14 protein-coding genes are annotated in these 13,549 nt (G+C 36.1%); 4 read left to right on the forward strand and 10 right to left on the reverse strand.

Going from position 1 to position 13,549, the window contains the following annotated elements; genetic code table 11:
* Window positions 1–3: 3 nt before the first annotated feature.
* The gene (locus tag BAZ10_RS15860) at window positions 4–1,188 is read right to left on the reverse strand and encodes a sigma-54-dependent transcriptional regulator (RefSeq protein WP_078772862.1); all 1,185 of its coding nucleotides are present in this window, start codon (window positions 1,186–1,188) and stop codon (window positions 4–6) included.
* A 143-nt stretch (window positions 1,189–1,331) separates the two neighbouring features.
* On the opposite strand from BAZ10_RS15860, the gene BAZ10_RS15865 reads away from it, so the two are divergent.
* The 4 genes from BAZ10_RS15865 (at window position 1,332) to BAZ10_RS15880 (ending at window position 4,985) form a co-directional block, all read left to right on the forward strand.
* On the forward strand, window positions 1,332–3,317 hold the full coding sequence (locus tag BAZ10_RS15865; RefSeq protein WP_078772863.1) for an ATP-binding protein: 1,986 nt from the start codon (window positions 1,332–1,334) through the stop codon (window positions 3,315–3,317).
* Window position 3,318: 1 nt separating this feature from the next.
* Window positions 3,319–3,951: a response regulator transcription factor gene (locus BAZ10_RS15870; RefSeq protein WP_165689710.1), complete on the forward strand. Its 633-nt coding sequence runs from the start codon at window positions 3,319–3,321 to the stop codon at window positions 3,949–3,951.
* Window positions 3,952–4,086: 135 nt separating this feature from the next.
* The gene (locus tag BAZ10_RS15875) at window positions 4,087–4,536 is read left to right on the forward strand and encodes a hypothetical protein (RefSeq protein WP_059322584.1); all 450 of its coding nucleotides are present in this window, start codon (window positions 4,087–4,089) and stop codon (window positions 4,534–4,536) included.
* Window positions 4,537–4,553: 17 nt separating this feature from the next.
* Complete coding sequence (locus tag BAZ10_RS15880; protein ID WP_078772865.1) at window positions 4,554–4,985, forward strand: hypothetical protein; 432 nt, start codon at window positions 4,554–4,556, stop codon at window positions 4,983–4,985.
* Between the two features lie 122 nt (window positions 4,986–5,107).
* On the opposite strand, the gene BAZ10_RS15885 is transcribed toward BAZ10_RS15880, so the two are convergent.
* The 9 genes from BAZ10_RS15885 to BAZ10_RS15925 form a co-directional block, all read right to left on the reverse strand.
* On the reverse strand, window positions 5,108–5,578 hold the full coding sequence (locus BAZ10_RS15885) for a YdeI/OmpD-associated family protein (RefSeq protein WP_078772866.1): 471 nt from the start codon (window positions 5,576–5,578) through the stop codon (window positions 5,108–5,110).
* A gap of 64 nt (window positions 5,579–5,642) precedes the next feature.
* Window positions 5,643–6,680: a DUF4303 domain-containing protein gene (locus tag BAZ10_RS15890; RefSeq protein ID WP_078772867.1), complete on the reverse strand. Its 1,038-nt coding sequence runs from the start codon at window positions 6,678–6,680 to the stop codon at window positions 5,643–5,645.
* A 153-nt stretch (window positions 6,681–6,833) separates the two neighbouring features.
* A complete protein-coding gene (locus BAZ10_RS15895; protein ID WP_078772868.1) occupies window positions 6,834–7,250 on the reverse strand; it encodes a VOC family protein in 417 nt (138 codons plus the stop codon).
* A gap of 67 nt (window positions 7,251–7,317) precedes the next feature.
* A complete protein-coding gene (locus BAZ10_RS15900) occupies window positions 7,318–7,890 on the reverse strand; it encodes a Crp/Fnr family transcriptional regulator (protein ID WP_078772869.1) in 573 nt (190 codons plus the stop codon).
* A 202-nt stretch (window positions 7,891–8,092) separates the two neighbouring features.
* Window positions 8,093–8,752 carry a YggS family pyridoxal phosphate-dependent enzyme gene (locus BAZ10_RS15905; protein ID WP_078772870.1) on the reverse strand — a complete coding sequence of 220 codons (660 nt, stop codon included), beginning with the start codon at window positions 8,750–8,752 and terminating at the stop codon, window positions 8,093–8,095.
* Between the two features lie 9 nt (window positions 8,753–8,761).
* On the reverse strand, window positions 8,762–9,115 hold the full coding sequence (locus tag BAZ10_RS15910) for an MmcQ/YjbR family DNA-binding protein (RefSeq protein WP_078772871.1): 354 nt from the start codon (window positions 9,113–9,115) through the stop codon (window positions 8,762–8,764).
* A 315-nt stretch (window positions 9,116–9,430) separates the two neighbouring features.
* Entirely contained in the window at window positions 9,431–10,111 is a 681-nt protein-coding gene (locus BAZ10_RS15915) for an SIR2 family NAD-dependent protein deacylase (protein WP_078772872.1), read from the reverse strand.
* Between the two features lie 35 nt (window positions 10,112–10,146).
* Window positions 10,147–11,709, reverse strand: coding sequence for a glycoside hydrolase family 16 protein (locus BAZ10_RS15920; RefSeq protein WP_078772873.1), 1,563 nt, complete (start codon window positions 11,707–11,709; stop codon window positions 10,147–10,149).
* A 56-nt stretch (window positions 11,710–11,765) separates the two neighbouring features.
* Window positions 11,766–13,532, reverse strand: a complete 1,767-nt coding sequence (locus tag BAZ10_RS15925; RefSeq protein ID WP_078772874.1) for an AMP-dependent synthetase/ligase — start codon at window positions 13,530–13,532, stop codon at window positions 11,766–11,768.
* Window positions 13,533–13,549: the final 17 nt, after the last annotated feature.

Below are 13,549 nucleotides of genomic sequence, written 5' to 3' on the forward strand. Positions count from 1 at the left end.
AAATTATTTTTTTACAAATTTGGAGACGTCGTCTGCCGTAACGGGGCTTTGGCCTAAGATTATTAATCTTTCAACAACGTTCCTTAACTCACGGATATTTCCGGTCCAGCTAAAGTTTTGTAATGCTTTAATAGACTCATCACTGAAATTCTTTTTAGCAGTGCCTTGTTCGTCTGCAATGATCTTGGAAAAATGTTCCACCAAAAGAGGAATGTCATCTTTACGGTCATCAAGCTTAGGAACACGAATTTCAATTACAGAAAGTCTGTGATAAAGATCCTCACGGAATTTTCCTTTTTCTATTTCTTCCTGAAGATTCTTATTGGTAGCTGCAATTACACGTACATCTACTTTTATTTCTTTATCACTTCCGACAGGGGAGATTTTACTTTCCTGCAATGCACGAAGAACCTTAGCTTGTGCAACAAGGCTCATATCACCAATCTCATCAAGGAATATAGTCCCGGTATTAGCCAGTTCGAATTTACCTTGCTTGTCTTTTATAGCTCCGGTAAAAGATCCTTTTACGTGCCCGAAAAGTTCAGATTCAATAAGTTCAGACGGAATAGCAGCACAGTTAACCTCAATCATAGGACCTTTTGCACGCTCAGAAAGATCGTGAACTGCATGTGCTACTAATTCTTTTCCGGCTCCGTTTGGTCCGGTAATCAGTACACGTGCATCGGAAGGTGCTACTTTTTCAATCATTTCCTGAATGTGCTTCAAAGCTTCAGAGTCACCAATCATCTGATATTTCTTGGTAATTCTTCTTTTAAGCTGTTTGTTTTCAGTAAGCAAAACATTCTTCTGGTGTTGAAGTACTTTTCTGTCCAGGGCATTTCTTACACTGGTAATCAGTCTGTTGATGTCAATAGGTTTGGAGATAAAATCATAAGCCCCATCTTTCAAACATTTTACAGCAGTATCGATGTCTGCGTGGCCGGATATCATAACAAATGTAGTGTCAGGCTTTATTTCCAAAGCTTTCACTAATAGTTCATTACCCGCCATTTTCGGCATTTTAATATCCGAAATAACTAAGGCAAAATCGTCCTTCTCGATTAGTTTGAATCCCTCCAAACCATCTTCAGCAACTACGATATCATAACCTTTGCATTCATCTTCAAGAATGCTGGATAAAACGCCAGAAATAGCCTTTTCATCCTCAACAATAAGAATTTTTTGCATAGTAGCAAAGATACGGAATGCTTTTGAGTTGGGAAAGTAGGGCTATTAAATAATTTTGTATCTGATTATTACATTTTACCCTCCTAATTTTAGGTATTTTTAGTCTCATATGTTTTTGAGAAATTTGAATAACGACAATTTTTATGAAAATCATAAAATATAAATGGAATAGTATAGTAGAAAGGGGCATAATCTTTATCCTTTTCACTTTCTTGCAGACAAATATCTCCGGACAATATTATAAAAAAGCAGATAGTTTACTACGGGTTCTGAAAGTTGCTAAAAGTGATACCTCCAGAATTGTTCTTATGGGAAAACTGTCCAAAGGATATTTTTTGCAGAATGATTCTGCAAAAGCTTTTGAATATGCTTATAAAGCACGTGCATTAGCCCACCGAAGCTCTTTTATACTTTATAAAGCTTATGCTGACCAAACTATTAATTATTTGCATACAGGGCTTATGCATAAAGACAGTACATTTTTTTACAGCAATAAAGTGCTTGCACAACTAAAAGGTAATAATTCTTCACAGGCTATAAAGCTTATTGTTCCGGCAACCAATAGTTTGGCAGTTATGTATTCTGCCAGTGGGGCTATAAAGAAGTCTACGGAATTACTCATCTCTAATTTACCCAGATTAGAAAAAATAAAAGATTATAAACTACTAAGTACTATGCTACATAATATTGCCCATAGTTTTCTGGACATGGGAGAATATGAAAAAGCATATTATTATTTACAAAGAAGTCTCAATTTACTTGAAAAATATAACGGAGAACCAGGCTTAAAAGCACATTTTTATTTAACCGGAGCTACTGTATTGTACAATATGGATAGCATTAACAGAATGGGAGAATATCTTGATAAGGCAAAAGTAAATATGGATAAGATAGATATCCCAATGATTAGTTTTGGAAGATATTATGCTTACAGAGCTAAATATTATGCTAAAAAAAATCGAATTAAAGAAGCAGAGTTAATGTTGAATAAAGCCTTTATAGAATATCGTAAATTCAATACAAAGTATCATTATTACGATGTATACTGGGCTAAGGAGGAAATAGCAGTTGCAAAAGGAGATTATGTACAAGCCAGAGAAATTGCAAAAGATATTCATCAAAAAGCTATTGCGGAGAAATATGATGAATCGGCTTTAGCTGCTGCTAAGAAGGTTTCCGAATATTCAAGACGTTTGGGAGATTATAAAACAGCCTATCAGTATCTGAAAAAATATACGGTATATGAAGACAGTATCAAGCGTGAGAAGACTATAGTTGAAGTACACGATTTGGAAACTAAATACAAAACTTCTGAAAAAGAAAAACAGATAGCAATGCTTCAGTCGGAAAAAAAACAGACTCTTTTACAGAATAAGAATCAACAATTATTGAATTGGCTCTTAGGTATAGGATCTGTTATATTTCTTCTCATCATTGTATTCTTAATTTATTTAGTTAAAAATAATAAAAAGAATAATGCACAAAAGCTGAAGGAAGTGGAAAATCAACAACAGCTTAAAATGGCTCAGGCAATGTTGGAAGGCGAGGAACGCGAACGGGAGCGGGTAGCTCGTGATCTGCATGATGGATTAGGAGGCGCTTTATCCGGAATTAAACTGAAGTTATCCGGACAGCAAAAAAAGGAAAGCATACCAGTAATAGACCATGTTATACTGCAGTTGGAAGACTCTATAAACGAACTTAGAAATATCTCGCGGAACCTGATGCCGGAAGCATTACTAAGATCGGGACTGGAAGTTGCATTACACGATTTATGTATTTCTATGACAAGAGAAGATATGTTGATAGAGTTTCAGTCAGCCGGTATTCAAAAAATAAATCCGCTTAGCAGTCAAGTTAATATTTATCGTATTATTCAGGAACTCTTATCCAATGCCATCCGACATAGTGGGGCAAATAAGATTATTTTACAATGCATTCAGGAAGACAAACGCTTTTATATCACAATAGAGGATAATGGTTGTGGATTCGATTCCGGTAATATCCAAAATGCAAAAGGTTTAGGGTGGAGCAATATCCAAAACCGGGTAAACTATATGAAAGGAAAGATGGATGTAGATTCTATTATTCATCAGGGAACCACAATTAACATAGAACTTAATATTTGATATGAAAAGTATTATAGCAGTTGTAGACGATCATCCTATTGTTACAGAAGGAGTAAGATCGCTTTTGGAGGAAAATAAAGCTGGTAAACATATTATAAGTTTTACAAAAGGAAGGGATTTGCTTGTTTATCTACAACAAAATACCATAGATATTATATTACTGGACATCATATTACCCGATCTGGATGGAATGGATCTCTGCAAAGTAATAAAAGAAATCGCTCCACAGACAATTGTTGTGGGATTTAGTAACCAGGCTGAAAGAAGTATTATTTTACAACTCTTACAAAACGGAGCTTCGGGCTATTTGTTAAAAAGTGCTTCTGCTGATGAATTGCTGAATGGAATAAAGCAGGTGCAGCAAGGTGAAATTGTACTGTGCAATGAAGCTAAAAAAGTAATGGCAGCGGCACAATTTCCGGAACATAAAAGAAAGGTACTGCCTTCTATCACCCGTCGGGAGAAACAGCTTCTTCAGTTATTGGCAGAAGGAAAGACTACTGTAACTATAGCTGATGAATTATTTCTTAGCCGCTTTACAGTAGATACCTACCGTAAAAATCTCTTGCAAAAATTCGAGGTGAAAAATACCACAGAGCTTTTAATGCTGCTGGTACAGGAAAAACTCATTTGATTTCTCAATACCCCCCCCCCTAATGTTAGGAGGTGTAAAAAGCCGATAAATAGGTATTGTATCCCCACTTATGGGGATATAATTTTGTTATGACCAATCGTAAGAACCCGGGAACTAAATAACAAAATTATCGAGATGAAAAAAACACTTTTTTTGAGTATCGCTCTTACTATAATAGGCGTCTCTATAACACAGGCACAAAGTCTGTTAGATAAAATAGACAATATAGCCAATCAGGTGAATCGTGCTGCAAATACTACTGAAGGTGCTGCCAAAACCGGAGGGGGAATCCTTTCCTTATTTGGTAAAAAAGGTAAAAGTAAAACGGCAGGTAATCAAACCAATATTCTGATTACAGGAGGAAACCTTGCTTATGTCAAAAAGCTAAATACTCTTATACAGGGTATAGATGGAGTAACTGAAAGTCAAATGAAATTTAATGCTGAACAATCTGCTATAGCATTATTGTATAGTGGTTCAACAGAAGACTTGCTGGCTAAAATTCAAGAAAAAAGCAAGGACATAGTTAAAGATGAATATGTGACAGGAATAGAACAGGGCACATTAAATATTAAACTAAAATAAAAATAAAATTTACAATTATGAAAAAAAATGGAATGAAGAAACTAATGCTTGGGGCAGTATTAGTATTGAGCACAGGAATGTTCTTTATCGGCTGTAAAAGCAGTAATGATTCGGATAATAATCCCTCTGGTAGTATAGATCCTGTTGTCGGAACTTTTAAAGGAACTATTGAAGATGGTGAAAATCCTGACATAAAATATTATAATGCTTTTATTATAGTTAGTAAGGTAGATGATTCCCGTGTAAAGGTAACACCAAAATCAGGTGAAGCTTATTCCGGTTATACAGCAAAAACCATAAAAGTTACTAACCCTGTAGGGGCAAGTGTTGTAGGTTTAGACGAGCAAGGGAGTGTATCATATCTTATTGATACAAAATCTCTTAATGTAGGTACTGAGAAAAACTCAGCACAGGATAAAATTTACATTTTTAATGGTTCAAAGCAATAAAATTTAAGATCATATCATAAATTGAATTACATAACAAAACAAACGATGGATCAGATTCTTGTATGATGAAAAAGATTTGTTCATCAGAGAGACTTTGAAAAGTTTCTGAAAGTATCCCCGGCTTAGTACCGGGGATTTTTATCGATAATATCATTAATCATTTTTGCAATTCGGTCTGCTTTAGTCTGCTCAGATTTCGCAGCATATATCCATTCTGTGATTGTTTTCTTTTCACCATCAGTATAAGCCCTAAATTGGTCATACACATAAGGTTCCTCGAGAAGGCAAAGCTTTAGTTCCTCGGGGATTTCAAAAGGATTATGATCTTCATACAATACAATATGTACATAGTCTCCTTCCTGTTTTTTTATTCTTTTTCTGATTTCAGCTTTTATTGGAAGGAACAAACGGCCGTTTCCCATTGGTTGCAGATTATAATTTTTAATCTCATAGTCGTCAATTGTTCCATATACTTTTACCCAACCAAACGGCGTATTCTGACCTGGTGGTATTTCAGGGAGTCTTACAAAAGTCCATCCACCTTTTCCGCTGAATTTTTCCAGAAGATATATTTTATCTGTTAGAGGAATCATACTTAGTTTTATGTCTGCAAAAATAATGTAGCAAAAAGACAACAGTATGTCAGGAATTACCAGATTAACTGTGATCCTGTAAAAATATATTCTGATGCACCCATAGCGCTTCGTCTTCCGGAGTTACTTTGTCTGTTGTACTGTCTGTTCTGCTAAAAGTTGCAACAGGATAGTCGTATGGTAAACTTTCGTTGTAATAAGGTCCTACCACACCAAGCATCCAGCCATTTTCAGCAGCCCAGTGAGGTTCATTTATTCTGTATCTGAAAACTTCATAATGAAAAGCATCATCGTCCTCATCCGAATCGATACTTACCCGTTGCAGGTGTTCCAATTCGTCAGGAAATGCATTAAGTTCGGTAGGATAGACCAGCCAATTTACCAGATTAGATTCGGCTGCTTTTTCAATGGTGTAAAACTCCTTTGGAAACAAATCTGTCTTATTGTATTCATCCAGAAGCTGATAGGTAAGCTCTCGGGTAGAAGGTTTAACGGCAAAAGGGTACACGTCCTGTTCGGTAATCGTTTTATCACTATCCAAAAAATTCTGAAGATCCTGTATTGGTTTGTAGGTTCCCCAGGATTTCATCCACTGATAAAATTCTGCTTTATAATGATTATCGTTTAATCGTGAAATCAGATTTCTGATGTATTTGCTGTTAATCTCATAATCAGAAATTGTAAATGTTAGGAATACTTCTTTCCCGGTAATCTGAGTGAAGAAGCTTTCCTGTTTTAATTTTTCCAATACTTCAATACAGGTTTCATAAAGCTTGTCCTGAAAATCTAAAAACCAATCGTCGTCGTCACTATGTTTGTCCAGTTCTTCTCTCAATAAGTTACTTATTTCGTTAAACTCTTGATCTGCACCCTGCATTTCATATTTCCATTCTGCTGGTTCAAATTTGTAGTAGGTGATATCGTTTGTAGGAGTCTTTTCCAGATGTTTTAGGGTATTGGAAGAGGGACAAACGGTCATAGCACCTTCATCGCTATATAGAGCAAAGGCATAAAGACCTTCCGATCCAGCTTTTTCATATATTTCTAAGAATGCTTTTTTAGTTGCAGTTTCTATTTTATGTTTTAATGTTTCAAAATTCATATTGATGTTTTGTAGGTAACTAAAATACAAAAAATTCAATGTGATAAAGGCAGACAAAGGATTAATAAATAAAAGCCCTGCCAAAGATTTAAAACTCTGACAAGGCTATATACCAATACCAAAGCATTGGTGTAACATAAATTGAACTTTTGATTATATTTCCGAATGAAGACCTATTTTATTTCCTTCAGAATCAAGTATAAATGCGATAAGCCCGGCTTTAATATTTATAACAGGGGAGATTAATTCTCCGCCTGCAGGCTGGACTTTATCCAGAACAGATTGAAGATTGGGACTTGCATTAATGTATACTACTGTTCCGTTGGCAGACGGCGAGCTGTTTTCAGATTCTGTCAGCACTCCCGTTACTCTTCCCGATGTAGCTTGTATTACCTCCGGATCATAAGGGAAGAAGGTAAGGGTTTCTTTAGTTTCTTCAATAAATTGAGAGGTCATCTCAATGTCCAGAATTGTTTCGTAAAATTTTTTCGCGCGTTGTGTATTATTTACAGGGATTTCGAACCAAGTGATGATATTCGTTTCAGAACTGATCTTTTGTAATCTTTGCATAATGTCTTTTTGTAGAGACAAATGTCAAAAATATTGAGAAGTATAACCTGTGACAATTGTCACAAAATTAGCCGGTGGTTCTCCGTTTGCGTATTCTGCTGAGGGTTTCTCTTGCAACGCCTAAAAAAGATGCGAGTTGGAAGAGTGAAATTCTCTGCATCATTTCAGGATGCTTTTGTTCAATATATTCCAGGCGCTCCTGTGCAGAATACAGCTTGAATAGGGTAGCAAATTTTTCCTGCTTGGTAGCAATTAGCCGGACGCAATGTCTTCCCAGATTTTCTATTTCCCGACATTCCTGTGCTGCCTGATAAAGTTTGGCTTTATCAAAGACAATAACCGTTAGCGACTCTCCTGCAATAATATTATATGCTGATATCTGACCATTGCCAAAACTGTCAATATTGGTTGCAATCTCGTTTTCAAAGAAAAATTCGGTGTTTTTGTCTACACCGTTGATGTCATAAAAACTTCTGCAATAGCCTTTCTCAATATAGAATAATGAAGTACAGGTTTGTCCTTCCTGTAATAATAATTCGTTTTTATGGAATTTTTTTGCCGTTAGTGCTGGTTGGAGTATCTTCCAGCTTTCATCTGAAAATTCGGTAAGGGAGCGGATAAATTCCAAAAGACTATTCATGTTTCAGACTTTTCTTAGTACAAGGCTTATATTTCACTCTTATCTTTTAGTGTATTTTCTCATAAAATATTTTTTATGAGAAAATACACTTTATATATTAAGAGTCTGTTTAAGTTTTATAATTGATATTCTTCAATAGTTAGCAAGGCTGAGCTTAGTTTATTAGTTTATAGGAAAGCATGACGAATTATCGAAGCAGGTCCTAAATATTATAATCTCTTGCTCCGAAAATAGAAGAACCTATTCTTACAGAAGTAGAGCCACATTCAATAGCCAACTGATAATCACCACTCATTCCCATAGAAAGAGTTTCCAGTTTTTTCTGAATAGAAAGCTGGTCGAAAAGTCTTTTCAGAAATAGAAATTCTCTTTTAGTTTGTTCTGTATCATCTGTAAAAGTCCCGATTCCCATAAGGCCAGTGATTTCTATATTTTCAAAATGCCCTTGGATATATTTCAGAAAAAGCTCTTTCGTTTCCGAAACTTCCATTCCGGTTTTAGAGTCTTCTTCTGCTATTTTCACCTGAAGAAGAACTTTGATTTTACGATTGTGCTTTGCTGCCTGCTTATTAATTTCTTCCAAAAGTTTTTCAGAATCTACACTTTCAATAGTATCTACGAACTCTGCAACGTACTTTACTTTATTGCTTTGCAAATGTCCGATCAGGTGCCATTGGATATCATTAGGAAGTACAGGTTGTTTAGCGACCATTTCCTGAACTTTGTTTTCTCCGAAAACCCTTTGTCCAAGATTATAAACCTCCTGAATAGCTTCAGCAGGATGGGTTTTGGATACTGCAACCAGTTTCACATTTGCGGGTAAAGATTGTATAATTTCTTCGTAGTTTTTCTGTATAGACATGTTGGGTATTTATAATGAAAATTCTTCTCTTTTTTTCTTAGGTAAACCTTTTACTACCTGGTCGTAGGAATGCTGAATAAGTTCTTTTAGAAATTTTTCAGGAAGTTTTCCTTCAAAATTCACAGTATTCCAATGGTTTTTATTCATGTGATAACCAGGCTGGATATCATCATACTCTTCCCGAAGATCGATGATAAGTTCCGAGTCATATTTAAGATTAACAGTGAAATTGGGACGGTCTAATCCACATAAAGCAAATACCTTATCAGCTACCTTAAATACAAGCGTTTCCGGGCCGAAAGGAAAGTCTTCAGTCACTGCTTTCATCTGCAGACAATATTCTCTAAAAGTTTCTATATCCATGCGAAAGAGATTTGATAATCAAAATTACCGAAATATAAAGGTATAAAGCAAATTGAATCTGAATACTCTTAAAATCTTAATGCTAAAAAAATAGACCATTAAGAGCATATTTAAATCTTATAATCAATGCTCTTCGATAGTTCGTCAAGCTCTCTATACACTTAGCTCAGAGTGATATTTCTCATCCAAAATACTTTCCTTTATAGGTGTCAGACTGAGCTTGCCGAAGTCTAATATTATTTTAATTAAAGTTTAAACAAGCTCTCAGGGATTTAGTTTCTTAAGAAGAAATATAAAAGCGTTGCTGTATTTTATTTATCTTCGGTATATAGCTTCCCGGAATAATTTCATGCCCTCTGTAGCTGAGGTTTTAAAGAAATTTTTCTCATTAGTAACATTCTGACTAAGGTGAGGATCAATTACAAATATTTCACAGCCTGTCGGGACATAGTGGAGTAGTGATGCTGCAGGATATACCTGTAAGCTTGTACCTATTACCAGTAGAATATCGGCCGTAGAAGCTATGCTTGCTGCATTTTCCATTTCCGGAACCATCTCACCAAACCATACAATATGTGGACGAAGCTGAATTCCGTTTTCATCCAGGTCGCCAAGGTTCAGATCATTTTCCCACGGAATAATACTTTCCTCATCATTTACAGGTCTTGCTTTCTTTAGTTCTCCATGTAGATGAATAATGTTTTTGGATCCGGCTCTTTCGTGCAGGTCATCTACATTCTGCGTGATAATATGTACATCAAAATCCTGTTGGAGTTCAGCCAGGATATTATGAGCCTCGTTTGGCTGAACTTCATTAAGCTGGCGCCTGCGCAAATTGTAGAACTCCAATACCAGTTCCGGATTTCGGACAAAACCTTCCGGGCTTGCTACATCTTCAATTTTATGATTTTCCCAAAGCCCGTTAGAATCTCTGAAAGTTTTGATACCACTTTCAGCGCTAATGCCGGCACCGGAGAGAATAACTATTTTTTTCATTGGAAATTTTAAAAGTCTGTGAAATTTAGTTATAATTATTTGATTTTTTTAACCGTGATATCATCTAGGAATACAGCTGAATTACCTGTATTTTTTACAGAAATACGTATTGTTTTCATATTATAGGCCTGGTCCTTTCCTGTAATGAATTTCAGATGTTTTTTAGAATAACTGTTTTGTCCCGTAAACTCCAGAGTTTTAATAGGGGACAATGCTCCAGTAACAGGTGCTACATCCTCTACACTAATGATCCCTTTATTTTTTGAGGAGAACTCTAATCGATAAGTAGTTTCTGGCGTTAAATAAACATATTGTTCAATATTTTCTCCAGGATTTAGTAAAGCTGCCGTACTGTTTTTAATACCTTTTTGTGGAGCCAAAGTAGCATTACCTTCCCATGGGAGAAGACTTCCGCTATCTTCAAAACCAGGATTCGGGAGTTCATTACCTTTTTCCAATGGCCAGTTGTATGCCCGGATATAGTCAATATCCATATTTACATTTCCTTTGGAGCCGTAACTTCCCAGAAACACATTCATAAAATGGTTAGGTGAGTAGACCTGATGTTTGTCTGTGTATGCTTTAATAAGCTTGCCGTTAATATAATGTTTAATACTTGTAGGTGTCCATAGGATGCCATGTGTTACCCATTTATTTATATGATCAATTCCTTCTGCGATATGAGTAGCCAGATTGCGCTGAAAAACTCCTTTTTGGTCTACATGACCGTGTAAAACAAACTGAGCATTAAGATACTCGAATACATCTATCTCGAATAATTGCCCTTTAGGCCTTATACCTTTTGTACCGTTCAGATTAGTTCCCTCCTCCAGATAGTATCGTAAATCCGGACCCGGAGAGTCGAACCAGAATGCCGTATTAATTCCTTCCGGATTTCCACTACTGTTTCGCCTTACTTTTACTTCAAAGTAACCACCGCGGCTATTATCCAGAAGGTTTTCATTTTTTTTCCAATCGTAGGTTTGTATCGAAGAAATCTTTTGGCCCCCGTTTGGGCTATAAGACCGCTTTGGAAGAGAATCGCTGACATATAAATTGATAAACTTGCCATTGAGAGTATATGCAGGCTGTTGAAGCCGATCGGCCAGCATTTCCTGTTTAGAAGCTTCGGAAGTATAATTGAGAGACGAAAAGTAATTTGTAGTCCATTTATTTTTATTCAATAACTTATCGTTGAATTCATCCTGCCAGAAAATTTTCATGCCCTGGGGAACTGCTTCGGAACTAGGGTTGCTCTTTAATTCATTCAACTCCGAATTATCCAATGCCCATTGTCGTGAAGTTTTTACAATTTGCTTTTGCAATCCCTGTGACGTTTCTGCCCATACATAATAGGTAGTTTCTGGTTTTACATTTTGGATATAGAAAACTTCGCTGTTATTGATTGTAGCGTTGGGTGAGGTTGGTTTTGTATTCTCTGTTGACCAGAAAAGTCTATAGCTCGTATACTGCTGCATCGGGAGGTTTACCCGTATCCAACTTCTTGTTCCGAGTAACTGCAAAGTATTTCCCGATTTTGCAGACTGAGCAAATATGCTTCCGGTTGAGAAGCAGAATAATAAGATCGTTTTTTTCATGGTATAGTTTTGATAAAATAAAAGCCGAAAAATTTTTCGGCTTTTATTTTGTTTATTTAATGCTCATAGATTTTGTTATATAAATCTATGAACTTTTCTTTAATTATTTTACGTTTCAGTTTTAGAGTTGGCGTTAGCAGGCCTTCATCTATACTCCATACAATTGGAGTGAGTTCAAATTTCTTAATCTGTTCCCATTTTCCAAGATGTTTGTTTAGAGCCTCTATTTCCTGTCCGATGCGCTGTTTCACTTCTTCATTAGCTGCAATTTCTTCATTAGTAGAACCTATGTTCAGTCCTTTTCTCTCAGCCCATGCTTTTACGAACTGAAAATCTGGCTGAATAAAGGCTGCCGGCATTTTTTCACCATCGCCAATAACCATAATCTGTTCGATAAATTTAGATGCTTTCGCACTGTTCTCTATAACCTGAGGTGCAATATATTTACCACCCGAAGTTTTGAACATTTCTTTTTTACGGTCGGTAATTTTTAGAAATCCTTCATCGTCAATAAATCCGATATCACCAGTTTTAAAGTATCCGTCCTCGGTAAAAGCTTCCTTAGTTTTTTCTTCATCCATGTAATAACCTTTGAATACAGAGGTTCCTTTTACCAGGATTTCTCCATCCTCAGCAATTTTTACCTCGGCATTTTCAATAGGCCAGCCTACAGTACCAAATTTTCTGTGTTTGAAACTGTTTACTGCAATTACAGGTGATGTTTCTGTTAATCCGTAACCCTCCAGAATCGGAATACCCGCACCGTGGAAAATTCGGTTTAATCTAGGTGACAAAGCTGCAGAACCAGAAACCAGGGCTACGATGTTACCACCAAGACCTTCTCTCCATTTTGAGAAAACAAGTTTGTCTGCAATCCATCCCTTTATACCAAGGTTTTTTCCAAGATCATAATCTTCAACAAGTGATAAAGCCCAAAGAAAGATTTTGGTTTTCATACCACCGGCAGAGGCACCAGTATTGTAGATTTTATCATATACTTTTTCTACCAAACGCGGAACAACCGTCATAAACTGAGGTTTTACCTCCTTTAGGTTATCACCGACTTTATCAATGCTTTCGGCAAAGTAAATAGAGTAGCCGTTATGCTGATAAAGGTATAATAGCATTCTTTCGAAAACGTGGCATAATGGTAAGAAGCTAAGACAACGCATTTCTTTGTAATCGATTTTAACTTCAGGAATACGAGGGTTAGAATTTATTACATTAGATACAATATTTTCATGAGTAAGTGCTACGCCTTTCGGACGGCCTGTAGTACCGGATGTATAGATCAATGTAGCAATATCATCTGCTTTAATGGTATTGGCTATATCTTCAATTTCAGATTGTGTACTGTCGTCTTCACCCAGATCCAGAATTTCCTTCCAGTTTGGTGCCCCCTTTACATCATCAAATGCAAATACCCCCATCAGACTGGATATTTTTGGCTGCACAGAAATCAGTTTATTATATAACTCTTTATCGGAAACAAAACAGTATTTTATTTCAGCATTATTAAAGATATATTCATAATCATCTTCACTGATAGTAGGGTATACAGGTACACTGATTACACCTATCTGGGACATTCCGATGTCCATTACAGCCCACTCTGTACGGTTATTGTGAGAAATAAGTCCAATCTTGTCTCCGGGTTTAATACCCAGTTTAATTAGACCTCTTGATATTTTGTTTGCCTGAGTGATATATTGTAATGTAGAGGTTTTTACCCATTCGCCATTTTTTTTAGTGGCAAAGGCATCCTCTTTTGGATATTTTTCTAATGCTTTATGGGCAAAATCGAAAATTCTTTTTGCGGACATATGAAATTACTTTAAGG

The organism is Elizabethkingia occulta (assembly GCF_002023715.1).
Lineage (GTDB): Bacteria > Bacteroidota > Bacteroidia > Flavobacteriales > Weeksellaceae > Elizabethkingia > Elizabethkingia occulta.

Bases quoted from the DNA above. Each gene is read 5' to 3' on its own strand.
- BAZ10_RS15910 (WP_078772871.1), bottom strand. From the start codon at position 9,115: ATGGATATAGAAACTTTTAGAGAATATTGTCTGCAGATGAAAGCAGTG.
- BAZ10_RS15920 (WP_078772873.1), bottom strand. From the start codon at position 11,709: ATGAAAAAAACGATCTTATTATTCTGCTTCTCAACCGGAAGCATATTT.
- BAZ10_RS15865 (WP_078772863.1), top strand. From the start codon at position 1,332: ATGAAAATCATAAAATATAAATGGAATAGTATAGTAGAAAGGGGCATA.
- BAZ10_RS15875 (WP_059322584.1), top strand. From the start codon at position 4,087: ATGAAAAAAACACTTTTTTTGAGTATCGCTCTTACTATAATAGGCGTC.
- BAZ10_RS15905 (WP_078772870.1), bottom strand. From the start codon at position 8,752: ATGTCTATACAGAAAAACTACGAAGAAATTATACAATCTTTACCCGCA.
- BAZ10_RS15880 (WP_078772865.1), top strand. From the start codon at position 4,554: ATGAAAAAAAATGGAATGAAGAAACTAATGCTTGGGGCAGTATTAGTA.
- BAZ10_RS15890 (WP_078772867.1), bottom strand. From the start codon at position 6,680: ATGAATTTTGAAACATTAAAACATAAAATAGAAACTGCAACTAAAAAA.
- BAZ10_RS15925 (WP_078772874.1), bottom strand. From the start codon at position 13,532: ATGTCCGCAAAAAGAATTTTCGATTTTGCCCATAAAGCATTAGAAAAA.
- BAZ10_RS15895 (WP_078772868.1), bottom strand. From the start codon at position 7,250: ATGCAAAGATTACAAAAGATCAGTTCTGAAACGAATATCATCACTTGG.
- BAZ10_RS15870 (WP_165689710.1), top strand. From the start codon at position 3,319: ATGAAAAGTATTATAGCAGTTGTAGACGATCATCCTATTGTTACAGAA.
- BAZ10_RS15900 (WP_078772869.1), bottom strand. From the start codon at position 7,890: ATGAATAGTCTTTTGGAATTTATCCGCTCCCTTACCGAATTTTCAGAT.
- BAZ10_RS15885 (WP_078772866.1), bottom strand. From the start codon at position 5,578: ATGATTCCTCTAACAGATAAAATATATCTTCTGGAAAAATTCAGCGGA.
- BAZ10_RS15915 (WP_078772872.1), bottom strand. From the start codon at position 10,111: ATGAAAAAAATAGTTATTCTCTCCGGTGCCGGCATTAGCGCTGAAAGT.
- BAZ10_RS15860 (WP_078772862.1), bottom strand. From the start codon at position 1,188: ATGCAAAAAATTCTTATTGTTGAGGATGAAAAGGCTATTTCTGGCGTT.